The organism is Streptomyces sp. cg35, assembly GCF_050410835.1.
Classification (GTDB): domain Bacteria; phylum Actinomycetota; class Actinomycetes; order Streptomycetales; family Streptomycetaceae; genus Streptomyces.
The window spans coordinates 5,976,479-5,996,546 of sequence record NZ_CP191268.1; the positions used below are offsets into that span (position 1 = coordinate 5,976,479).

Genomic DNA, 20,068 nt, shown 5'->3' on the forward strand with positions numbered 1-20,068 from the left:
TCTAATCTCCATCTACATGTGTGGATGGCATCTACGTACGGAGACAGGGGAGGGTCGCGACGCGGTCGTGGCCCGGCTGCGGGAGGGCATGGCGGGCGGTGTCCTCTCCTTCCCGCTGACGAGTTTCGACGAGGACGGGGCGCTCGACCTCGCCGGCTTCCGCGAGTACGTCGCCGCGCAGGTGGCGACCGGGCCCGGCGCCGTCTTCCCGGCGTGCGGAACCGGCGAGTTCTTCTCGCTCGACGAGGACGAGTACCGGCAGGTCGTCACCGCCACCGTCGAGGAGACCGCCGGACGCGTGCCCGTCGTGGCCGGGATCGGATACGGCTGGGCGCAGGCCGTACGGTTCGCGCGCATCGCGGAGGAGGCCGGGGCGGACGCGCTGCTCGTCCTGCCGCACTACCTCGTGCGCGGACCGCAGAGCGGGCTCGTCGCCCAGATCGAGCGGATCGCGGCCCGGACCCGGCTCCCGCTGATCGTCTACCAGCGCGACCAAGTGACCTTCTCCGTCGCATCGTTGCGGCGGATCGCCGCCTTGCCCGACGTCATCGGCCTCAAGGACGGCCACAGCGACCTCGACCGGCTCCAGCGCCTCACGCTCGCCGCGCCCGACGGATTCCTGTTCTTCAACGGGGCCGCCACCGCCGAGGTCCAGGCCCGCGCCTACGCCGCCGTCGGCGTGCCCGCGTACTCCTCGGCCGTGCACGCCTTCGCGCCCGAGATCGCCGCCGCGTTCTTCGCGGCCCTGCGCGACGGCGACGACCCCCGGGTGGACCGGCTGCTGCGCGACTTCTACATCCCCTTCGTCGAGCTGCGGGACCGGGTGCCCGGATACGGCGTCTCGCTCGTCAAGGCCGCCGCGCGGCTGCGCGGGCGCCCCGTCGGGCCGGTCCGCGCACCGCTCGCCGACCCCGCCCCGGCCGACCTCGCCGACCTGGAGCGGCTGCTCGCCGCCGGCCTCGAACTCGCCGACGAACCCGTCACCGCTGGAGCCGCCCGATGATCGATCTGACGATCACCGACGTCCGCCTCACCCCGATCCTCGTCGCCGACCCGCCCCTGCTCAACACGCAGGGCGTCCACCAGCCGTACACGCCCCGGCTCATCGTCGAGGTCGTCACGGCCGACGGCGTCACCGGGATCGGCGAGACCTACGGCGACGCCAAGTACCTGGAACTGGCCCGGCCGTTCGCCGAACGCCTGATAGGCCGTCAAGTATCCGATCTGAACGGCCTGTTCACCGTCGCGGACGAGGTGTCCGTCGACGACGCGCGCGTCGAGAACCAGGTGGACGTCGGCGGCCTGCGCGGCGTCCAGACCGCCGACAAACTGCGCCTGTCCGTGGTCTCCGGCTTCGAGGTGGCCTGTCTCGACGCGCTCGGCAAGGCGCTCGGCCTGCCCGTGCACGCCCTGCTCGGCGGCAAGCTCCGCGACTCCGTCGAGTACAGCGCCTACCTCTTCTACAAGTACGCCGACCACCCGGACGGTGTCGCGAGCGAGAAGGACGACTGGGGCGCCGCCCTCGACCCGGTCGGAGTCGTCGCGCAGGCCCGCCTGTTCAACGAGCGCTACGGCTTCGAGTCCTTCAAGCTCAAGGGCGGCTGCTTCACGCCGGACGAGGAGATCGCGGCGATCCGCGCGCTGGCCGAGGCCTTCCCCGGCAAGCCGCTGCGCCTGGACCCCAACGGGGCCTGGTCCGTGGAGACGTCGCTCAAGGTCGCCGCCGAGCTCGGCGACGTACTGGAGTACCTGGAGGACCCGGCGCTCGGCACCCCCGCCATGGCCGAGGTCGCCGCCAAGGCCGGAGTCCCGCTCGCCACCAACATGTGCGTGACCACCTTCGCGGAGATCAAGGAGGCGTTCACCACCGGCGCCGTCCAGGTCGTCCTCTCCGACCACCACTACTGGGGCGGCCTGCGCAACACGCAGCAACTCGCCGCCATCTGCCGCACGTTCGGCGTCGGCGTGTCCATGCACTCCAACACCCACCTCGGTATCAGCCTCGCCGCCATGACCCACGTCGCCGCCACCGTGCCGAACCTGCACCACGCCTGCGACTCCCACTACCCCTGGCAGTCCGAGGACGTCCTCACCGAACGCCTCACGTTCCAGGGCGGCCGGGTCGCCGTCTGCGACGCGCCCGGCCTGGGCGTCGAACTCGACCGCGCCAAGCTGGAGTCGCTGCACCGGCGCTGGCTCGACGAGGACTTCGCCGCGATGCGCGACCGCGACGACGCGGCCGCCATGCGCGTCCTCGACCCCGCGTGGGTCACACCGTCCGTGCCGCGCTGGTAACAGCCGCACCGGGGCCGGGAGTTCCCCTCTCCCGGCCCCGCCCCGCATCCCGCTCTCCCTGCCCACGACCGGAGCCGCTCGTGTCCGCAGCAGTCCCCGCCCCCGCCCCCGTGGAACACCCGCCCGCCGTCCGCTCGGCCGTCCGCAAGATATTCCGGCGGGTCGTCCCGCTCTTCTTCGTCATGTTCGTCGCCAACTACATGGACCGGGTCAACCTGGGCTTCGCCCAGGACCAGCTCCGCGCCGACGTGGGGCTCTCCGCCGCCGCCTTCGGCCTCGGCGCCGGCATCTTCTTCCTCGCGTACGCCCTCTTCGAAGTGCCCAGCAACATGCTCATGGAGCGCTTCGGGGCGAAGGTCTGGCTGACCCGCATCATGATCAGCTGGGGTGTCGTCGCCACCGCGATGGCCTTCGTGGACAGCGCCGGCATGTTCTACGCCCTGCGGTTCCTGCTGGGCGTCGCCGAGGCCGGGTTCTTCCCCGCCGTCATCTACTACTTCTCGCGCTGGCTGCCCGACTCCCACCGCGGGCGCGCCACATCGGTCTTCCTGATGGGCTCCGGCACCGCCACCGTGATCGTCGGCCCCGTCTCCGGCGCGCTCCTCGAAATGCACGGCATCTGGGGGCACTCCGGCTGGCAGTGGATGTTCTTCATCGAGGGCGTCGTCTCGGTGGTCCTCGGGTTCGTCGTCTACCGGTTCCTCGACTCCGGCGTGGAGAGCGCCACCTGGCTCACGCAGGAGGAGAAGGACGGGCTCGTCGCCGTCATCGACGCCGAACAGCGCGAGCGGGAACAGGACCGCGGCACCGCCCGGGTCTCCCGGTGGAAGCTCCTCGCCGATCCGCAGATGCTGCTCTTCCTGTGGATCTACTTCGCGATCAACGTCGCCCTGTACGCTGTCACGTTCTGGCTGCCGTCCATCGTCGACGACATCGGCGGACTGAGCGAGTTCCAGGTGGGCCTGCTGACCGCCGTGCCCTGGCTGTTCGCCATCGCCTCCGTGTACGTCTCCGGACGGCTCTCCGACCGGCTCGGCAAGCGGCGGCCCGTCCTGGGGGCGCTGCTGGTGATCGGCGGCGCCGGGACACTGCTCGCCGTGTTCGTCTCACCCTGGGCCGGACTCGGCGCCCTGTGCCTGGCCGCCGTGGGCTTCAAGCCCGCGTCCCCGATCTTCTGGACCATCCCGCAGAGCTACCTCGACGCGCGGGCCGCGGCGCCCGGCATCGCCCTCATCAACTCCCTCGGGAACCTGGGCGGCTTCGTCGCCCCGACGGCCTTCGGGCTCATCGAGGACGCGACCGGCTCGACGAAGGGCGGCCTCATCGGACTCACCGTGGTGGGATTCCTGGCCGCACTCAGCGTCCTGCTCGTCCGCGGCGGCGGGCGCAACGACGCCGTCCGCGGCGCGCGGCGCCCCGCGTCGCAGCGGGCCCGGACGGTACCCGGCGCCACCGCGCGGGTGATCGCCGGGCCGGAGACCACGTCCCCGTGACGGGCTGATGTCAACCGCGGTGGTACGGGGTCCCGTCGGGCACACTGTCCGGACCCCTACCACTGCAGGGAGCGTGACGTGACCTCCACAGACCCGGCCCACACCGACCCGCTCGCGGCCCTCCGCGCGCCCGGTGACCCGGCCTGCGACGTGTACCTCACCGGCACCGTCTTCCTCGACATCGTCTTCACCGGGCTCGACAGCGCGCCGGTCCGGGGGACCGAGTCGTGGGCGCGCGGCATGGGGTCGAGCCCCGGCGGCGTCGCCAACATGGCCACCGCCCTCGCCCGCCTCGGCCTGCGCACCTCACTCGCCGCGGCCTTCGGCGACGACCACTACGGCGAGTACTGCTGGGACACCCTCGAACACGGCGAGGGCATCGACCTCGGCTACTCGCGCACCGTCCCCGGCTGGCACTCGCCGGTCACGGTCTCCATGGCGTACGAGGGCGAGCGCACCATGGTGAGCCACGGCCACGAGCCGCCGCCGCAGGAACCGGCGCCCGCCTGCCCGCCCCGCACCAGAGCCGCGATCGCCGCGCTGGTCCCCGGCGTCGACGCACCCTGGATCGCCGAGGCCGCCCGCAAGGGGACCCGGGTCTTCGCCGACGTCGGCTGGGACGACACGGGCCGCTGGGACCTGGCGGCCCTCGGGGACCTGCGGCACTGCGAGGCGTTCCTGCCGAACGCGGAGGAGGCGATGCGGTACACCGGCACGTCGTCCCCGCAGGCGGCGGCGCACGCCCTCGCCGAACACGTACCGCTGGCCGTCGTCACCCTCGGCGCCGAGGGCGCCTACGCGGTGGACGGCCGCACCGGCGAGACGGCGTCCGTCCCGGCCATCGAGGTCGAGGCCCTCGACCCGACCGGCGCCGGCGACGTGTTCGTAGCCGGGTTCGTGACCGGCACGCTGGCCGGGTGGCCGCTCGCCGACCGGCTGGCCTTCGCCGGGCTCACCGCGGCGCTCTCCGTCCAGGAGTTCGGCGGCTCGCTGTCCGCGCCCGGCTGGTCGGAGATCGCGGCGTGGTGGCGCCAGGTGCGGTCGTACGACGACCAGGATCCGGCGGCCCTGGACCGGTTCGCCTTCCTGGACCCGCTGCTGCCGGAGGCCGCCCGGCCGTGGCCGCTGCGGCGCGCGGTGCCGACCATCGGGTTCGGACGTTCGGCGTAGCCCCGCCGGACCGGCCGGGGTGCGTCCGGAAAAGCCTTCGGTCCTGTCAGTGCCACGTCGTAGGCTGGAAAGCATCAGAACAACGGCTGTCACAAGGAGAATGCGGCCCTCAGTGCCCGCCCATGACGCAGACACCATCCAGCGCCCGCGCGCAGTTCACCGTTCCGGCGAAGCACCCCATGGTCGAGGTGCTCGGATCGGGTGACGCGTTGCTGCGAGTGATCGAGCAGGCCTTCCCGGAGGCCGACATCCACGTCCGGGGCAATGAGATCAGCGCGACCGGGCAGCCCGCCGAAGTGGCCCTCGTCCAGCGACTGTTCGACGAGATGATGCTGGTCCTGAGGACGGGAGCCCCGATGACCGAGGACGCCGTGGAGCGCTCCATCGCGATGCTGAAGGCCACGCAGGGCGGTGAGAGCGACGGCCAGGAGACCCCGGCCGAGGTCCTCACCCAGAACATCCTGTCGTCGCGCGGCCGCACCATCCGCCCCAAGACGCTCAACCAGAAGCGGTACGTCGACGCGATCGACAAGCACACGATCGTCTTCGGCATCGGCCCCGCCGGCACCGGCAAGACCTACCTGGCCATGGCCAAGGCCGTGCAGGCCCTGCAGTCCAAGCAGGTCAACCGCATCATCCTGACCCGCCCCGCGGTGGAGGCCGGCGAGCGCCTCGGCTTCCTGCCCGGCACCCTCTACGAGAAGATCGACCCGTACCTGCGCCCGCTGTACGACGCCCTGCACGACATGCTCGACCCGGACTCGATCCCGCGGCTGATGGCGGCGGGCACCATCGAGGTCGCCCCGCTGGCCTACATGCGCGGACGCACGCTCAACGACGCCTTCATCATCCTCGACGAGGCACAGAACACGAGCCCCGAGCAGATGAAGATGTTCCTGACGCGCCTCGGCTTCGAGTCGAAGATCGTGATCACCGGTGACGTGACGCAGGTCGACCTGCCGAACGGCACGAAGTCCGGTCTGCGCCAGGTCCAGGACATCCTGGAGGGCGTCGACGACGTGCACTTCTCGCGGCTGTCGTCCCAGGATGTCGTCCGGCACAAGCTGGTCGGCCGTATCGTCGACGCGTACGAGAAGTACGACACCGAGCACGGTACGGAGAACGGCTCCCACAAGGGCCGCCCCAGAGGGAAGTAGAGAACCAACAGCGCCATGTCGATCGACGTCAACAACGAGTCCGGAACCGAGGTCGACGAGCAGGCGATCCTCGACATCGCCCGCTACGCACTCGCGCGGATGCGTATCCACCCGCTCTCCGAGCTCTCGGTGATCGTCGTGGATGCCGACGCCATGGAGCAGCTGCACGTCCAGTGGATGGACCTGCCGGGGCCGACGGACGTCATGTCCTTCCCGATGGACGAGCTGCGGCCGCCGATGAAGGACGACGAGGAGCCCCCGCAGGGGCTGCTCGGCGACATCGTGCTGTGCCCCGAGGTCGCCAAGAAGCAGGGCGAGGAAGCACCCACGCAGCACTCCATGGACGAGGAGCTCCAGCTGCTCACCGTGCACGGCGTGCTGCACCTGCTCGGCTACGACCACGAGGAGCCCGACGAGAAGGCCGAGATGTTCGGCCTCCAGGCGGCCATCGTGGACGGCTGGCGCGCGGAGAAGGGGCTGACCGGTCCCTCCCCGGCCCCGACCGTGTCATGAGCCTTTCGCTGATCGCGGGCGCGGTCGCGCTCGTCGTCGTCGCCTGGCTCGCCGCCTGCGCCGAGGCCGGCATCGCGCGGACCTCCAGCTTCCGCGCCGAGGAGGCCGTACGGTCCGGGCGGCGCGGCAGCGCCAAGCTCGCCCAGGTCGCCGCCGACCCGACGCGCTATCTGAACGTGGCGCTGCTGGTCCGGGTGGCCTGCGAGATGGCCGCCGCCACGCTCGTCACGTACGCCTGCCTGGAGGAGTTCGACGCCACCTGGCAGGCGCTGCTCGTCGCCATCGGCGTGATGGTGCTCGTCTCGTACGTCGCCGTGGGCGTCTCCCCGCGCACCATCGGACGCCAGCACCCGCTGAACACCGCCACCGCGGCCGCGTACGTACTGCTGCCGCTCGCCCGGATCATGGGCCCCATCCCGCCGCTGCTGATCCTCATCGGCAACGCGCTGACCCCCGGCAAGGGCTTCCGGCGCGGACCGTTCGCCTCCGAGGCCGAGCTGCGCGCCATGGTCGACCTCGCCGAGAAGGAGTCCCTCATCGAGGACGAGGAGCGCCGCATGGTGCACTCCGTCTTCGAGCTCGGCGACACGCTCGTGCGGGAGGTCATGGTGCCGCGCACCGACCTCGTCGTCATCGAGCGGTACAAGACGATCCGGCAGGCCCTCACGCTCGCGCTGCGGTCCGGGTTCTCGCGGATCCCGGTCGTCGGCGAGAGCGAGGACGACGTCGTCGGGATCGTGTACCTGAAGGACCTCGTCCGCAGGACCCACATCAACCGGGACGCCGAGGCCGAGCTCGTCTCCACGGCGATGCGGCCCGCCACGTTCGTCCCGGACACCAAGAACGCCGGTGACCTGCTGCGCGAGATGCAGCAGCTGCGCAACCACGTGGCCGTCGTCATCGACGAGTACGGCGGCACGGCGGGCATCGTCACCATCGAGGACATCCTCGAGGAGATCGTCGGCGAGATCACCGACGAGTACGACCGGGAGCTGCCGCCCGTCGAGGAGCTCGGCGACGACTGCTTCCGGGTCACCGCGCGCCTCGACATCGGCGACGTCGGCGAGCTGTACGGCATCGAGGAGTACGACGACGAGGACGTGGAGACCGTCGGCGGCCTCCTCGCCAAGGCGCTCGGCCGGGTCCCGATCGCCGGGGCCTCCTCGGAGGTGCCCCTGCCGGACGGGCGTCGGCTGCGGCTCACCGCCGAGGCCGCCGCCGGCCGCCGGAACAAGATCGTGACGGTGCTCGTGGAACCCCTCGGGCCCGTGGAGGAGGAGCCGGACCGGTGACACCCCAGGAGCTGCGCGCCCTGTGCCTGTCGTTCAACGCGACGGTGGAGGACTTCCCCTTCAACCCGGAGACCTCCGTGTTCAAGGTCCTCGGGAAGATGTTCGCCCTCACCTCCCTCGACGCGCGGCCCCTGACCGTCAACCTCAAGTGCGACCCCGAGGACGCGGTACGGCTGCGCGGCGAGTACGAGGGCGTCATCGTCCCCGGCTGGCACATGAACAAGCGGCACTGGAACACCGTGACCGTGACCGAGCTCCCGGACCGTTTCGTCCGGGAGCTCGTCGAGGACTCGTACGACCTGGTGGTGGCGGGCCTGCCCCGCGCGGAGCGGCTCAGGCTCGACCGGCCCTAGCCTTCCTCGTGCGCAGGCCCGCCCCGATCATGAGGGCCGCGGCCAGGACGAGCGCCGCGTCCACGGCGATCACCGTGCGCACCCCGGTCACCAGATCCGCCGACGTCGTCGCGAGGACGCCGAGCAGCGGGATGCCGAGCGTGATGCCGAGCTGCTGCGACGAGGTGACCAGGCCCGTGGCCAGGCCCTGCTCCGCGTCGGTCACTCCCGCGGTGGCCGTCGCCCCGTACGCGATGATCGCGCCCATGTGGCCCACGACGATCACGGCGTTGGCCGGCACCGCGAGCCACACCCAGGCGCCGCCCGTGCCGAGGAGCACCAGCGTCGCGGTGACCACGCCCTGCCACAGCAGCGAGACGACCAGCGTGCGGTGCGCGCCGATCCGGGCGATCACCTTCGGGACGAGCGTGCCGGTGACCGCCGCGACGGCGCCCTGCAGCCCGAAGGAGAGGCCGGTCGCCAGGGCCGACAGATGCAGCGTCTCCTGCAGGTAGAGGGTCAGGACGAAGACGACCGTCGTCATCATCGAGAAGGTGACCAGACCGCCCAGATTGCCCCAGGCCACGGTCTGGCGGCGCAGCATGGCCAGCGAGATCAGCGGCTGTGCGGTGCGGGACTCGACGGCGACGAAGGCCGTGAGCAGGCCGAGGCCCGCGACGAGCGTCACGACGACGTCCGTGCCGCCGAAGCCGCGCTCGGCCGCCGTCGACAGGGCGTAGATCAGCGCGAGCAGACCACCGGTCACCGTGACCGCGCCGGGCACGTCGAGGCGCGGCCGCCGCGGGGTGCGCGACTCCGGCAGCAGGCCGGGGGCCAGCGGCAGCACGATCAGGGCGAACAGGGTCAGCAGGCCCATCGTGGAGCGCCAGCCGAACGCCTCCGTCAGGACGCCGCCCAGCACCATGCCGACGGTGAAGCCCAGGGAGAGCAGGGTGCCGAAGACGGCCAGGGCCCGATCACGGCGCGGCCCCTCGGCGAACGTCGTGGTCAGCAGGGACATACCGGTGGGCACCACGGCGGCCGCGCCGATCCCCTGCAGCGCGCGCCCCGCCAGGAACGACGCCGGGTCCCAGGCGAACGTCGCCAGGACCGAGGCCGCCGCGAACAGCCCCAGCCCGCCGAGGAACATCCGGCGCCGCCCGAACAGGTCGCCGACCCGGCCGAAGAGGAGCAGGAAACCGCCCGAGGGGAGCGCGAAGGCCGTCACCGCCCACTGCAGCGCCGACTGGCTCATGCCCAGATCGGGGCCGAGCACGGGCAGCGCCACGTTCAGCACGGAGAAGTCGAGGGCGACCATGAACTGGGCCGCGCACAGCACGAAGAGGACGAGCCGGTCACGGCGGGAGAACCGGGGCGCAGCCGCGACGGCCGGTGAGGTGGAGGTCGGAGCGAGGGTGTCGATTGCCATGCCCCTGAGCCTCGTACGGGCCGAGCGGCCGTGGAGAGTGGGAACTTATGCTGGTGGTCGCACCACCAGACAGGGGGATCAGCGGTGGCGGAGAGCGCGGCACTCAAGGCACATCGGCTCGGTGAGCTGCGGCAGTTCCTGATGAGCAGGCGGGCCAGGGTCACCCCCGCCGAGGCCGGTCTGCCGGACGGCGGCGCCCGTCGGCGCACCCCGGGCCTGCGCCGCGAGGAGGTCGCGGTGCTCGCCGGGGTCGGCGCCTCCTGGTACCAGTGGCTGGAGCAGGGCCGGGACATCTCGGTGTCGCCGCAGGTGCTCGACTCGGTCGCGCGCGTCCTGCGCATGAGCAGCGCCGAGCGGCGCCACCTGTACGTGCTGGCCGGGCTCAACCCGCCCGCCCTGGAAGCCGACGCGGTGTCCGCGCAGGCGATGGGCGACGGGCTGCGGCGGCTCATCGACACCTGGATGCCGCACCCGGCGCACATCATGGACGCCTACTACAACTGCGTGATGGTCAACGACGCGGCCCTGGTCGTCTTCGGCATGAACCGGGAGACGACCACCAACTGCGTCCTGGACTTCTTCACCAACTCCGCCTACCGCGTCCGGCACCGGGACTGGGAGGAGATCGCGGCCGGTCTGGTCGCGCAGTTCCGGTCCGCCTGCTCCGAGTGCGTCGACGACGAGGGCTTCCAGGAGGTGCTCGCCCAGGTGAAGGCCGCGAGCCCGGAGTTCGCCGAGCTGTGGGAGCGGCGCGACATCGCGGCGCCCGGCGTCGTCACCAAGGAGCTGGAGCACCCGGTGGTGGGCCGGCTGCACCTGGAGGCGACGACCATGAAGATCCCGGCCCGGCCCGACCTCACCGTCGTCCTGCACACCCCGCTGCCCGAGGCCGACACCGCCGCCAAGCTGGAGTGGCTGGCCTCCGCCGAGGGGCGCCGCGGATCGATGTACCCCGTCGCCGGATGACCCCCGCCGCCCTCCTTATGCTCACCCCATGACTGAGAGCACCGACCTCGGCCCCGAGGACCGCAAGATCGTCACCCTGGCCCGCTCCGCGCGGGCCCGCAACGGTGTGCCCGAGGGCGCGGCCGTGCGGGACGAGACCGGGCGTACGTACGTCGCGGGCACCGTCGCCCTCGACTCCCTGAAGCTGAGCGCGCTGCGGACGGCCGTCGCCATGGCCGTGGCGTCCGGCGCGCAGTCCCTGGAGGCGGCGGCCGTCGTCGGCGGCCAGGACAGCGTGCCGGCCGAGGACCTCGCCGCCGTGCGCGACCTCGGCGGGGCCGGCACCCCCGTGTTCCTCGCGGGCCCGGACGGCACCCTGCGCAGCCGCACCGACGCCGTCTGAGCCGTCCCCGGCGCCTCCCGCCGGCCGGTGACACGGGTCACGCGGATCGCGCGGCCTGCGACGTATCCGCAGGTCAGATGCTCCTTTTCGGGGTCCGCCGGACGGGTGACGTGAAGGGCGTCACGTCCGTCCACGGGCCGGGCAGGACGTCCCGGCGGGCGGCTTCGCGGCGCCCGTGGCCGGAGCGGGCGGCGGGGGTCCCGCCAGGGCCGAAAGTCCTTTTTCCGTCCCCGTCCGGCTCGGGACCAAAGTCCCGGCCGGCCGGGCGGAAGCCTCTGCGAGCGGCCCGCCGCGGACGCCATGGTGGACGAGTCGCCCAGGGCCTGGCCCGGTGCGGCAGGCCCCGTCCCCGAACAAAGGCTTCCTACGTGTTCTCCACCGCTCGCAAGCCCGCTTCCCGTTCCACCCGCGTCCGCCGTCTCGCCGCCGCCACCGCCCTCGCCGGTGCCGCCGCAACGATGGTGATCGCGGGCACCGGCTCCGCCTCCGCGGCGACGCAGGGCTCGTGGGACAAGGTCGCCCAGTGCGAATCCGGCGGCGACTGGTCGGCGAACACCGGCAACGGCTTCTACGGCGGTCTGCAGTTCACCCAGTCGACCTGGGCCGCGTACGGCGGCACGCAGTACGCCTCGAGCGCCCACCTCGCGACCCCGGGCGAGCAGAAGGCGGTCGCCGGCAAGGTCCTGGCCAGCCAGGGCAAGGGCGCCTGGCCGCACTGCGGCGTCAGCCTCTGACCCGGCCGCACCTCCGGCACACACCGAGCGGGCCCGTGACGTACGACGTCACGGGCCCGCTCGGCCGTGTACCGCGACAGCCCCTACACGGCGTCCGGGCCCCGCTCGCCCGTCCGCACCCGCACCACGCTGTCCACCGGCACCGCCCACACCTTGCCGTCACCGATCTTGCCGGTGCGCGCGGCCCGCACGATCGCGTCCATCGCCGGTTCGGCGTCCTCGTCCCCGACGACGACCTCGATGCGCACCTTGGGCACCAGGTCGACCCGGTACTCGGCGCCCCGGTACACCTCGGTGTGCCCGCGCTGGCGGCCGTAGCCGCTGGCCTCGGTCACCGTCAGGCCGAGCACGCCCAGCTCCTGCAGCGCCGTCTTGACCTCGTCGAGGCGGTACGGCTTGACGACCGCGGTGATCAGCTTCATGGCTGCTTGGCCTTTCCGGGAACGGCGACGGGGGCAATGAGGGAATGGCCGGGGTGCGCGGAGGCACCGAGGACGCCGTGATCGTACGCACTCTCCGCGTGCGCCGTCTGGTCCAGGCCCGTCATCTCCTCGTCGGCTGACGCCCGGAAGCCCATCAGCTTGTCGATGGCCTTCCCGATCCCGTACGTCACGAGGAACGTGTACGCCGCCACGACCACCACGGCGAGCGCCTGCTTGCCGAGCTGCCCGAACCCGCCCCCGTAGAAGAGGCCTTCCTCGGCGGCCGAGCCGGTCATCGCCGAGGTGGCGAACAGGCCGATGAGGAGCGTGCCGACGACGCCGCCCACGAAGTGCACGCCGACGACGTCCAGCGAGTCGTCGTAGTCGAACCGGAACTTCCAGGCCACGGCGTACGAGCAGACGACACCGGCCGCGAGTCCGACGACGGCCGCGCCGAGCACGCCCACGACACCGCAGGCCGGGGTGATGGCGACGAGGCCGGCCACCGCGCCCGAGGCCGCGCCGAACGTCGTCGGGTGACCGTCCCGCTTCTGCTCCACGAACAGCCAGCCGAGCAGTCCGGTGCAGCCCGCGATCAGGGTGTTGAACAGGGAGGCCGCGGCGACGCCGTTCGCGCCGAGGGCCGAGCCGCCGTTGAAGCCGAGCCAGCCGAACCACAGCAGGCCCGCGCCCATGACCACCATCGGCAGGTTGTGCGGGCGCATCGCCTCCTTCTTGAAGCCGATGCGCGGGCCGAGGACCAGGCACAGGGCCAGGCCCGACGCGCCGGACGCGATCTCCACGACGAGGCCGCCCGCGAAGTCCAGGGCGCCCAGGTGCTGCGCGATCCAGCCGCCGGGCCCCCAGACCCAGTGCGCCACGGGAACGTATACGAGCAGCGCCCACACGGGCACGAAGACGAGCCACGCCCCGAATCTCGTGCGGTCCGCGACGGCTCCGCTGATCAGCGCCGCGGTGATGATCGCGAAGGTCAGCTGGAACGTGGTGAAGAGGAACGTGGGCACCGTGCCGGTGACCGAGTCCGGGCCGACGCCCGCCATGCCCGCGTGCTCCAGGCCGCCGATCAGCCCCGCGAACGAGTCGTCGCCGAAGGCGAGCGAGTACCCCGCCACCAGCCACACCACCGTCACGAGCGCGATCGAGACGAAGCTCATCATCAGCATGTTGAGGACGCTCTTCGAGCGGACCATGCCGCCGTAGAAGAGGGCGAGGCCGGGCGTCATCAGCAGGACGAGCGCGGTGGCGGCGAGCAGCCAGGCGGTGTCGCCGGAGTCCAGGGCGGGGGCTTTCTCTGCGGCCAGGGGGACGAGGGGGACGGTCACGGGTCTCCTCCGGGTGGGGGCTGTCGTAGAGCGTCACCGTCCCGGGTTTCCGAATCCCTACCCGCGCGTTTCCACCGTGTTTCGTGTTGCCCGGCGGTTACCGGAACCTCACGGTGCTGCGGCGCTTCCACGATCAGGGACAATGGGCGCCATGAGCGTTCACACCCCCGCTGCCGGACCTGCCCACCGCGCCGGCTTCGCCTGCTTCGTCGGCCGCCCCAACGCGGGCAAGTCCACCCTCACGAACGCTCTGGTCGGCAAGAAGGTGGCGATCACCGCCGACCAGCCGCAGACCACGCGGCACACCGTGCGCGGCATCGTCCACCGCGACGACGCCCAGCTGATCCTGGTGGACACCCCCGGCCTGCACAAGCCGCGCACCCTCCTCGGCGAGCGCCTCAACGACGTGGTCCGCACCACGTGGGCCGAGGTCGACGTCATCGGCTTCTGCCTGCCGGCGAACGAGAAGCTCGGCCCCGGCGACCGGTTCATCGCCAAGGAACTCGCGTCCATCAAGAAGACGCCGAAGATCGCGATCGTCACCAAGACCGACCTCGTCGACAGCAAGCAGCTCGCCGAGCAGCTCATCGCCATCGACCAGCTCGGCAAGGAGCTCGGCTTCGAGTGGGCCGAGATCATCCCCGTCTCGGCCGTCGGCGACAAGCAGGTCGACCTGCTCGCCGACCTGATCGTGCCGCTGCTGCCCGAGGGCCCCGCGCTCTACCCCGAGGGCGACCTCACCGACGAGCCCGAGCAGGTCATGGTCGCCGAGCTGATCCGCGAGGCCGCCCTCGAAGGCGTCCGCGACGAGCTGCCGCACTCCATCGCCGTCGTCGTCGAGGAGATGCTGCCGCGCGAGGACCGCCCCGCCGACAAGCCGCTCCTCGACATCCACGCCTTCGTCTACATCGAGCGGCCCAGCCAGAAGGGCATCATCATCGGCCCGAAGGGCAAGCGCCTCAAGGACGTCGGCATCAAGTCCCGCAAGCAGATCGAGGCCCTGCTCGGTACGCCGGTCTACCTCGACCTGCACGTGAAGGTCGCCAAGGACTGGCAGCGCGACCCGCGCCAGCTGCGCAAGCTCGGCTTCTAGCGTTCGCTGGGGCTCAGGTCCTGGAGCCCTATCACCCGCAGCAGCGCCAGCCGCTCGTACGTCTGCGTGCCCGGCCGGGCCGAGTGCACGACGAGCTGCTGGTCGTGCCCGCTGCTGAGCAGCACCTCGCAGTCCAGGTCCAGCAGGCCGACCACCGGGTGCAGGAAGCGCTTCGTCGACGCCCGCCGCACGGCCACCTCGTGCGACGCCCACAGTCGCTCGAACTCCGCGCTCGTGCCGCGGAGTTCGGCCACCAGGGACACCGGGCCCGGATCGTCGGGGCGCGCGGCGGAGACCGCCCGCAGGTTCGCCACGTGCGCGCGGGCGTGCGTCTCGTAGTCCTCCGGCGGGATCAGCGCGCGCACGCCCGGGTCCAGGAAATAGCGGCGGACCAGGTTCTCGCCCGTGGCGTCACCGGACAGCGCCACCGCCATCGTGTTCTGCGCGAGGACCTCGCCCCAGTCGCTCAGCACCTGCGCCGGGGTGTCCTGCAGCCGGTCGAGGATCAGCAGCAGACCCGGCCGGACATGGCCCGAGGAGCTGCCCCGGCGCGGCGGCTCCTCGCCCGCCAGGTGGAACAGGTGGTCACGCTCGTCGGCCGTCAGCCGCAGCGCCCGGGCCAGCGCGGTCAGCATCTGGCGCGAGGGATGGGAGCCGCGCCGCTGCTCCAGCCGCGTGTAGTAGTCCACGGACATCCCGGCGAGCCCCGCCACCTCCTCCCGCCGCAGCCCCGGCGTACGGCGCCGGCTGCCGGCGGCCAGGCCCACGTCGGAGGGGGCCAGGCGGGTGCGGGCCCGGCGCAGGAAGTCGGCGAGTTCGGCTCGGTTCACCTCTCCAGGGTCGCTCGCGGTCCCGGTCTTAGCCAGGGAGTGCCGGTCCCTGGATAAAGGCGTCTCTCCCGCCGCGGCGACGGTGCGCCGAGGGTGGTGTGCATGGCTACGACGACGAGGAGGCGGCCATGCTGACATTGGTGACGGGAGCGACGGGTCAGGTCGGGCGGCGGTTCGTACCGCGGCTGCTGCAGGGCACGGCGCCGGGCGACGAGGTGCGGGTGCTCGTCCGCGACGCGGCGCGCGGGGAACGGTTCGCCGCGCTGGGCGCGCAGGTGGTGGTCGGCGATCTGCGGGACGCCGAGGCGCTGGGCAAGGCGACGGCCGGGGCGGACGCGGTGGTGAACGTCGCCGCGGCGTTCCGCGGGGTGCCGGACGAGGAGGCGCGCGCGGTCAACCGGGACGCGGCGATCGAGCTGGGCCGGGCCGCGGTGGCCTCCGGCGTGCGGCGGTTCGTGCAGGTCAGTACCGGGCTCGTGTACGGCAAGGGGCGCGGCAGGCCGCTGGTCGAGGACGACGGGACCGTGCCGGGCGGCCACCTGTGGGGCACCTACCCCGAGTCCAAAGGGGAGGCGGAGCGGGCGCTCGGCGCGCTGGACGGCCTCGACGACCTCCGCATCGGGCGGCTGCCCTTCGTGTACGGCGACGGGGATCCGCACCTGGAGAACGCGATGCAGTGGGCGCCGTCCTGGCCCGCCATGCAGCGGCTGCACATGGGGCACCACGCGGATGTGGCCCAGGGCCTGCAGCGGCTGCTGTACGCGCCGGGTGCGCGGGGCGTCTACAACATCGCCGACGACGCCCCGGTCACCACGGTCGACATCTTCCAGCTCAACGGAGTCCCGGTTCCTCCGGAGGTGTACGAGAAGGTCGACCCGGATCCGTGGGTCGGCGTGATGTCGACGTCCCGCATCCGCCGTGAACTGGGCTACCGGCCGATGTTCCCGTCGGTCTGGACGGCTCGGGACATGGGCGCGCTTTAGGAGTGCCCCGCCAGGGGCGCGGGGAACTGCGCGAGCAACCACGACGATGTCGCGCCCGGCGGCGAGATCTCAACCGGCAACGGCGCGCCGCCCCGGGGCTCTGCCCCGGCCCCCGCTCCTCAATCGCCGGAGGGGCTTGAGGAGCCGGAGGGGCTCGATGGGTCGGAGGGGCTCGACGGGGCCGCGATCATCGCCGTGCCGACCGGGCGGAAACCGAGCCGCGCATAGATCCGGGCCACATCATCGTCCCCGGCCGACAGGAACACCGTGGAGCCGCCGGAGGCGACCAGCGCCGCTGTCACGGCGAGCCCCAGACCCCGCCGCCGAGCCACCGGCAGCGTCCCCACCCCGGCGATCTCCGTCACGTCCCCGACAGGCATGTGCATCCCGGAGCTGAGGACCACCCCGTCCTCGACGGCCGCCGCGAGGACGAGGCGGCCCGAGCGGATCCGGTCCTGGTAACCCGGCAGGCTGCCGTCCGCGGCCCGCGCCGTGACCTCCGCGGTGAGCTCGGCGGCGCCCGCCGCGCCCACCGCGGTCCCGGGGTGGGCGAACGCCACATGGCCCAGCGCCAACGCCCCCGCCAGGAAAGGGTCCTGCGCGTCGAGGACCCGGACCAGGGGGTGCGGGGCGGGCAGCGGCGCGGACGCGTCCCGCGCCATCAGCGGGTGCTCGCTCACCCGCAGCCCCGCCGCCTCGACGGCCTTCCGCATCCCCGGCGTCGTCTGCGCCACCCACTCGAACGCCTCGGGCAGCCCCAGCTCCCGCTGCCGGGCCACCACATGACGGACGTCCTCGACGCTCGGCGGCGGCGCGTCCGGGCGCAGCGCGGGCCGCGCGTAGTACGGCCAGCCCGGCCCCTCGCGGACGAACAGCGTGAGCGAGCCGAACTCCTCGACGCGGGCGGCGGCGCGCGGCACCGTGTCGTAGTACCGCTCCAGACGGCCGAGGAGCGGCGAGGAGGCGTCGGGGGAGGGAGCGGCAGGGGTCATAGAGGCGGAGGGTACGTCATACCCGTCAGTCCACCGCCCTGATTTTCCGGACCAGCAGCGCCCCGAGCAGCCCCACGGCCGCCGCCACCAGATACAGCACCCGGTATCCGCCCAGGTGGTTCACCAGCGGCGCCGCCAGCGCCGGAGCGGCCACCTGGGGAAGGGAGTTGGCGATGTTGATGACACCGAGGTCCTTGCCGCGGTCCAGGGCCGCCGGCAGGACGTCCGTCATCAGCGCGAAGTCGACCGACGTGAACACTCCGAACCCGATCCCGAGGACCGCCGCCGCGACGAGCGCGCCCGGCCAGGTCTGCCACCCGGCGAGCAGTCCCGTCGCCACGGCCATCAGCACGCCCGACCACAGCACGAACGGCTTGCGCCGCCCCACCCGGTCCGACCAGGCGCCGCCGACGACGACCGTGGCGAGCAGCGTCACCCCGTTCACGGCCGTCAGGATCAGCACGCCGGAGTCCGGATCGTCGTGGTGGAGGCGGTCCCGCAGGTAGTAGAAGAGGTACAGCAGCACCAGCGCGTTGCCCAGGTTGATCAGGAAGCGGGTCAGCCACGCCCAGCCGAGGTCCGGGTGGCGTCGCGGGCTCAGCCGGAACCCCGCGGCGAAGGCACGCCACGACCACACCGGACGGTCGGCCGGGTCGAGGCGCAGATCCCGGTGGCGCAGCACGTACGGGGCGACGCCCAGCACGGTGCACACGGCGCACGCCGCATACCCGGCGCCCACCCCGCCCGCGACCGTCGCCAGCCCCGTCCCGCCGACCACGCCCAGGATCTGCGCGGCCCCCAACCAGCCGCCCACCGAACCCCGTTGCAGCCGCGGGACCCGGTCCGGGACGGCCGCCGTGACCGCCGCGAACGCCGCGTTCAGCGTCAGCTGCACCAGGCACCAGCCGGCGAACACCACCCACACCGCGTCCGCGCCCCCGAGCAGGAGCAGCGACAGCGCACCGCCCGCCGTGCCCGCCACGATCCACGGCGTACGCCGCCCGTACCGCGACACCGTGCGGTCGGAGAGGGCACCGAACAGTGGGTTCGCGGCCAGCGACACCACCGCGCCGACCCCCGTCACCCAGGCGAGCAGCGCCTCCTTCGACAGCCCGGTGCCCGGCGCGAAGTGCTCCGACTGCCGGGCGAGCAGGATCTGCAGCGGCCCGTACCAGCCCACCCAGATCGCGCCGTTGGCCAGCGACAGGGCGGTCGTCCAGCCCCGCCCGACCCGTTCGACGGGCTCGTCGAGCGCACCCGCCGTCATGCCCGCCGGGCCCGCAGCGCGTCCCGCAGCCAGTGGTAGGACGCCTTGGGCGTGCGCTCCTGGGTGGCGAAGTCGACGTGCACGAGCCCGAAGCGCTTCGTGTATCCCTCGGCCCATTCGAAGTTGTCCATCAGCGACCAGACGAAGTAGCCGCGGACATCCACGCCCGCCTCCGACGCCCGGTGCAGCGCCCGCAGATGACCGTCGAGGTAGTCGATCCGCCGCCGGTCGTCGAGGCCCTCGTACGCGCAGCCGTTCTCGGTGACGACCACGGGCGGCAGCCGGTCGCCGTAGCGGTCGCGGAGACCGGTGAGGAGCGACGTCAGCGCGTCCGGGACCACGGGCCAGCCGAAGTCCGTCACCGGATACCCCGTGATCTCCTGGACGGAGAAGGGGAGTTCGGCGGGGAGGGTGAGCCCGGAGAACTCCACGTCCCGCGCGCCCGGGGCGCCCACCTTCGTCGGCTGGTAGAAGTTGACCCCGTACCAGTCGAGGGTGTCCTCGGAGATCACCTTCAGGTCCGCGGCCACGTCGTCGCCGGGCATCAGCTCGCCGAATCCCTCCGGGTACCGGCCGAGCAGCAGCGGGTCGCTGAAGAGGCGGTTCAGGATCACGTCGTACAGGTCCGCCGCGGCCGTGTCGGCCGGATCGTCGGACGCGGGCCACGTCGGGCCGTGCGAGTTCGCGATGCCGATGTCGCTAGCGCCCGCCGCGCGCAGCGCCCGCGCCGCGAGACCGTGGGCGAGGAGCTGGTGGTGGGCCACCGGCAGCGCGTCGAAGAGCAGCTTCCTGCCGGGCGCGTGCTCACCGAGGGCATGCCCCAACAGGGTGTGTTCCGCCGGCTCGTTGAGGGTGATCCACTTGTCCACGCGGTCGCCGAGCCGGGCCGCGACCGTCGCCGCGTACTCGGCGAAGCGGGCCGCGGTGTCCCGCTCCAGCCAGCCGCCCGCCGCCTCCAGCCCCACCGGCAGATCCCAGTGGAAGAGCGTGGGCACCGGACGCACGCCCTGGGCGCACAGCTCGTCGACGAGCCGGTCGTAGAAGTCGAGACCGCCGGGCGAGAGCACCCGCGGCCAGGAGACGGAGAAGCGGTACGCGTCCACGCCCAGGTCGCGGACGAGCGCCACGTCCTCCCGGTAGCGGGCCACGTGGTCGCAGGCCACCGCCGCCGTCGAACCGTCCTTGATCCGGCCCGGCTCGGCGCCGAACACGTCCCACACCGAGGGCCCGCGCCCTTCGACGGCGCCCTCGATCTGGTGGGCCGACGTGGACACGCCCCACAGGAAGCCGGGCGGAAAGGACGGCACGGACGGCTGCGGTGCCTCGGTGGCTGTCATGGGCGCGATCATCCGTACCGGCCGGTAGGAAGTCAACG

The 20,068-nt window shown here is 72.4% G+C and carries 19 protein-coding genes and 1 pseudogene; 13 read left to right on the forward strand and 7 right to left on the reverse strand.

Annotated elements, in window-relative coordinates:
* Positions 1–16: 16 nt before the first annotated feature.
* From ACQUQD_RS27255 to ACQUQD_RS27290, 8 genes are all read left to right on the forward strand, one after another.
* Complete coding sequence (locus ACQUQD_RS27255; protein WP_428954766.1) at positions 17–1,003, forward strand: 5-dehydro-4-deoxyglucarate dehydratase; 987 nt, start codon at positions 17–19, stop codon at positions 1,001–1,003.
* Positions 1,000–2,295, forward strand: a complete 1,296-nt coding sequence (locus tag ACQUQD_RS27260) for a glucarate dehydratase family protein (protein ID WP_428954767.1) — start codon at positions 1,000–1,002, stop codon at positions 2,293–2,295. The genes ACQUQD_RS27255 and ACQUQD_RS27260 overlap by 4 nt, the downstream gene beginning before the upstream one ends.
* Positions 2,296–2,375: 80 nt before the next feature.
* Complete coding sequence (locus tag ACQUQD_RS27265; RefSeq protein ID WP_428954768.1) at positions 2,376–3,788, forward strand: MFS transporter; 1,413 nt, start codon at positions 2,376–2,378, stop codon at positions 3,786–3,788.
* Positions 3,789–3,866: 78 nt separating this feature from the next.
* Positions 3,867–4,958, forward strand: a complete 1,092-nt coding sequence (locus ACQUQD_RS27270; RefSeq protein ID WP_428954769.1) for a carbohydrate kinase family protein — start codon at positions 3,867–3,869, stop codon at positions 4,956–4,958.
* 122 nt (positions 4,959–5,080) lie between these two features.
* Entirely contained in the window at positions 5,081–6,115 is a 1,035-nt protein-coding gene (locus ACQUQD_RS27275) for a PhoH family protein (RefSeq protein ID WP_428954770.1), read from the forward strand.
* Positions 6,116–6,130: 15 nt separating this feature from the next.
* On the forward strand, positions 6,131–6,628 hold the full coding sequence (ybeY, locus tag ACQUQD_RS27280) for an rRNA maturation RNase YbeY (protein WP_428954771.1): 498 nt from the start codon (positions 6,131–6,133) through the stop codon (positions 6,626–6,628).
* Positions 6,625–7,920, forward strand: a complete 1,296-nt coding sequence (locus tag ACQUQD_RS27285; RefSeq protein ID WP_428954772.1) for a hemolysin family protein — start codon at positions 6,625–6,627, stop codon at positions 7,918–7,920. The genes ybeY and ACQUQD_RS27285 overlap by 4 nt, the downstream gene beginning before the upstream one ends.
* The gene (locus ACQUQD_RS27290; RefSeq protein ID WP_428954773.1) at positions 7,917–8,273 is read left to right on the forward strand and encodes an MmcQ/YjbR family DNA-binding protein; all 357 of its coding nucleotides are present in this window, start codon (positions 7,917–7,919) and stop codon (positions 8,271–8,273) included. The genes ACQUQD_RS27285 and ACQUQD_RS27290 overlap by 4 nt, the downstream gene beginning before the upstream one ends.
* Here ACQUQD_RS27290 and ACQUQD_RS27295 read toward each other — a convergent pair.
* A complete protein-coding gene (locus ACQUQD_RS27295; RefSeq protein WP_428954774.1) occupies positions 8,254–9,681 on the reverse strand; it encodes an MFS transporter in 1,428 nt (475 codons plus the stop codon). The genes ACQUQD_RS27290 and ACQUQD_RS27295 overlap by 20 nt on opposite strands.
* A 141-nt stretch (positions 9,682–9,822) precedes the next feature.
* Between ACQUQD_RS27295 and ACQUQD_RS27300 the strand changes: the two genes are divergently transcribed.
* The 3 genes and pseudogenes from ACQUQD_RS27300 to ACQUQD_RS27310 all read left to right on the forward strand — a co-directional run.
* A complete protein-coding gene (locus ACQUQD_RS27300; protein WP_428957668.1) occupies positions 9,823–10,647 on the forward strand; it encodes a helix-turn-helix transcriptional regulator in 825 nt (274 codons plus the stop codon).
* Positions 10,648–10,675: 28 nt separating this feature from the next.
* Positions 10,676–11,029, forward strand: a complete 354-nt coding sequence (locus tag ACQUQD_RS27305; protein WP_428954775.1) for a cytidine deaminase — start codon at positions 10,676–10,678, stop codon at positions 11,027–11,029.
* Positions 11,030–11,397: 368 nt separating this feature from the next.
* Positions 11,398–11,760 (forward strand): annotated as a pseudogene (locus tag ACQUQD_RS27310) (transglycosylase family protein); the annotation flags it as partial.
* A gap of 86 nt (positions 11,761–11,846) precedes the next feature.
* On the opposite strand, the gene ACQUQD_RS27315 reads toward ACQUQD_RS27310, so the two are convergent.
* Positions 11,847–12,185 carry a P-II family nitrogen regulator gene (locus ACQUQD_RS27315; protein ID WP_428954776.1) on the reverse strand — a complete coding sequence of 113 codons (339 nt, stop codon included), beginning with the start codon at positions 12,183–12,185 and terminating at the stop codon, positions 11,847–11,849.
* On the reverse strand, positions 12,182–13,528 hold the full coding sequence (locus tag ACQUQD_RS27320; protein WP_428954777.1) for an ammonium transporter: 1,347 nt from the start codon (positions 13,526–13,528) through the stop codon (positions 12,182–12,184). The genes ACQUQD_RS27315 and ACQUQD_RS27320 overlap by 4 nt, the downstream gene beginning before the upstream one ends.
* A gap of 142 nt (positions 13,529–13,670) precedes the next feature.
* Here ACQUQD_RS27320 and era point away from each other — a divergent pair, with 142 nt between their 5' ends.
* Positions 13,671–14,621 (forward strand): GTPase Era, encoded by a 951-nt coding sequence (gene era, locus ACQUQD_RS27325; RefSeq protein ID WP_188339028.1) that lies wholly within the window; start codon positions 13,671–13,673, stop codon positions 14,619–14,621.
* Here the strand turns inward: era and ACQUQD_RS27330 are convergent.
* A complete protein-coding gene (locus tag ACQUQD_RS27330; protein WP_428954778.1) occupies positions 14,618–15,451 on the reverse strand; it encodes a helix-turn-helix transcriptional regulator in 834 nt (277 codons plus the stop codon). The genes era and ACQUQD_RS27330 overlap by 4 nt on opposite strands.
* A 128-nt stretch (positions 15,452–15,579) precedes the next feature.
* Here ACQUQD_RS27330 and ACQUQD_RS27335 point away from each other — a divergent pair, with 128 nt between their 5' ends.
* Positions 15,580–16,434: an NAD-dependent epimerase/dehydratase family protein gene (locus ACQUQD_RS27335; protein WP_428954779.1), complete on the forward strand. Its 855-nt coding sequence runs from the start codon at positions 15,580–15,582 to the stop codon at positions 16,432–16,434.
* A 119-nt stretch (positions 16,435–16,553) separates the two neighbouring features.
* Here the strand turns inward: ACQUQD_RS27335 and ACQUQD_RS27340 are convergent, their stop codons facing one another.
* The 3 genes from ACQUQD_RS27340 to ACQUQD_RS27350 are packed head-to-tail and all read right to left on the reverse strand — an operon-like array spanning position 16,554 to position 20,030.
* Positions 16,554–17,426: a GNAT family N-acetyltransferase gene (locus ACQUQD_RS27340; protein WP_428954780.1), complete on the reverse strand. Its 873-nt coding sequence runs from the start codon at positions 17,424–17,426 to the stop codon at positions 16,554–16,556.
* A gap of 25 nt (positions 17,427–17,451) precedes the next feature.
* Positions 17,452–18,693: an MFS transporter gene (locus ACQUQD_RS27345; protein ID WP_428954781.1), complete on the reverse strand. Its 1,242-nt coding sequence runs from the start codon at positions 18,691–18,693 to the stop codon at positions 17,452–17,454.
* On the reverse strand, positions 18,690–20,030 hold the full coding sequence (locus ACQUQD_RS27350) for a GH1 family beta-glucosidase (RefSeq protein WP_428954782.1): 1,341 nt from the start codon (positions 20,028–20,030) through the stop codon (positions 18,690–18,692). The genes ACQUQD_RS27345 and ACQUQD_RS27350 overlap by 4 nt, the downstream gene beginning before the upstream one ends.
* Positions 20,031–20,068: the final 38 nt, after the last annotated feature.

What these genes read in the sequence shown, in the direction of transcription:
- ACQUQD_RS27315 (WP_428954776.1), bottom strand. Translation starts at nt 12,185, where the DNA reads ATGAAGCTGATCACCGCGGTCGTCAAGCCGTACCGCCTCGACGAGGTC.
- ybeY (WP_428954771.1), top strand. Translation starts at nt 6,131, where the DNA reads ATGTCGATCGACGTCAACAACGAGTCCGGAACCGAGGTCGACGAGCAG.
- ACQUQD_RS27285 (WP_428954772.1), top strand. Translation starts at nt 6,625, where the DNA reads ATGAGCCTTTCGCTGATCGCGGGCGCGGTCGCGCTCGTCGTCGTCGCC.
- ACQUQD_RS27345 (WP_428954781.1), bottom strand. Translation starts at nt 18,693, where the DNA reads ATGACGGCGGGTGCGCTCGACGAGCCCGTCGAACGGGTCGGGCGGGGC.
- ACQUQD_RS27300 (WP_428957668.1), top strand. Translation starts at nt 9,823, where the DNA reads ATGAGCAGGCGGGCCAGGGTCACCCCCGCCGAGGCCGGTCTGCCGGAC.
- ACQUQD_RS27275 (WP_428954770.1), top strand. Translation starts at nt 5,081, where the DNA reads ATGACGCAGACACCATCCAGCGCCCGCGCGCAGTTCACCGTTCCGGCG.
- ACQUQD_RS27255 (WP_428954766.1), top strand. Translation starts at nt 17, where the DNA reads ATGTGTGGATGGCATCTACGTACGGAGACAGGGGAGGGTCGCGACGCG.
- ACQUQD_RS27295 (WP_428954774.1), bottom strand. Translation starts at nt 9,681, where the DNA reads ATGGCAATCGACACCCTCGCTCCGACCTCCACCTCACCGGCCGTCGCG.
- ACQUQD_RS27335 (WP_428954779.1), top strand. Translation starts at nt 15,580, where the DNA reads ATGCTGACATTGGTGACGGGAGCGACGGGTCAGGTCGGGCGGCGGTTC.
- ACQUQD_RS27340 (WP_428954780.1), bottom strand. Translation starts at nt 17,426, where the DNA reads ATGACCCCTGCCGCTCCCTCCCCCGACGCCTCCTCGCCGCTCCTCGGC.
- ACQUQD_RS27305 (WP_428954775.1), top strand. Translation starts at nt 10,676, where the DNA reads ATGACTGAGAGCACCGACCTCGGCCCCGAGGACCGCAAGATCGTCACC.
- ACQUQD_RS27350 (WP_428954782.1), bottom strand. Translation starts at nt 20,030, where the DNA reads ATGACAGCCACCGAGGCACCGCAGCCGTCCGTGCCGTCCTTTCCGCCC.
- era (WP_188339028.1), top strand. Translation starts at nt 13,671, where the DNA reads ATGGGCGCCATGAGCGTTCACACCCCCGCTGCCGGACCTGCCCACCGC.
- ACQUQD_RS27260 (WP_428954767.1), top strand. Translation starts at nt 1,000, where the DNA reads ATGATCGATCTGACGATCACCGACGTCCGCCTCACCCCGATCCTCGTC.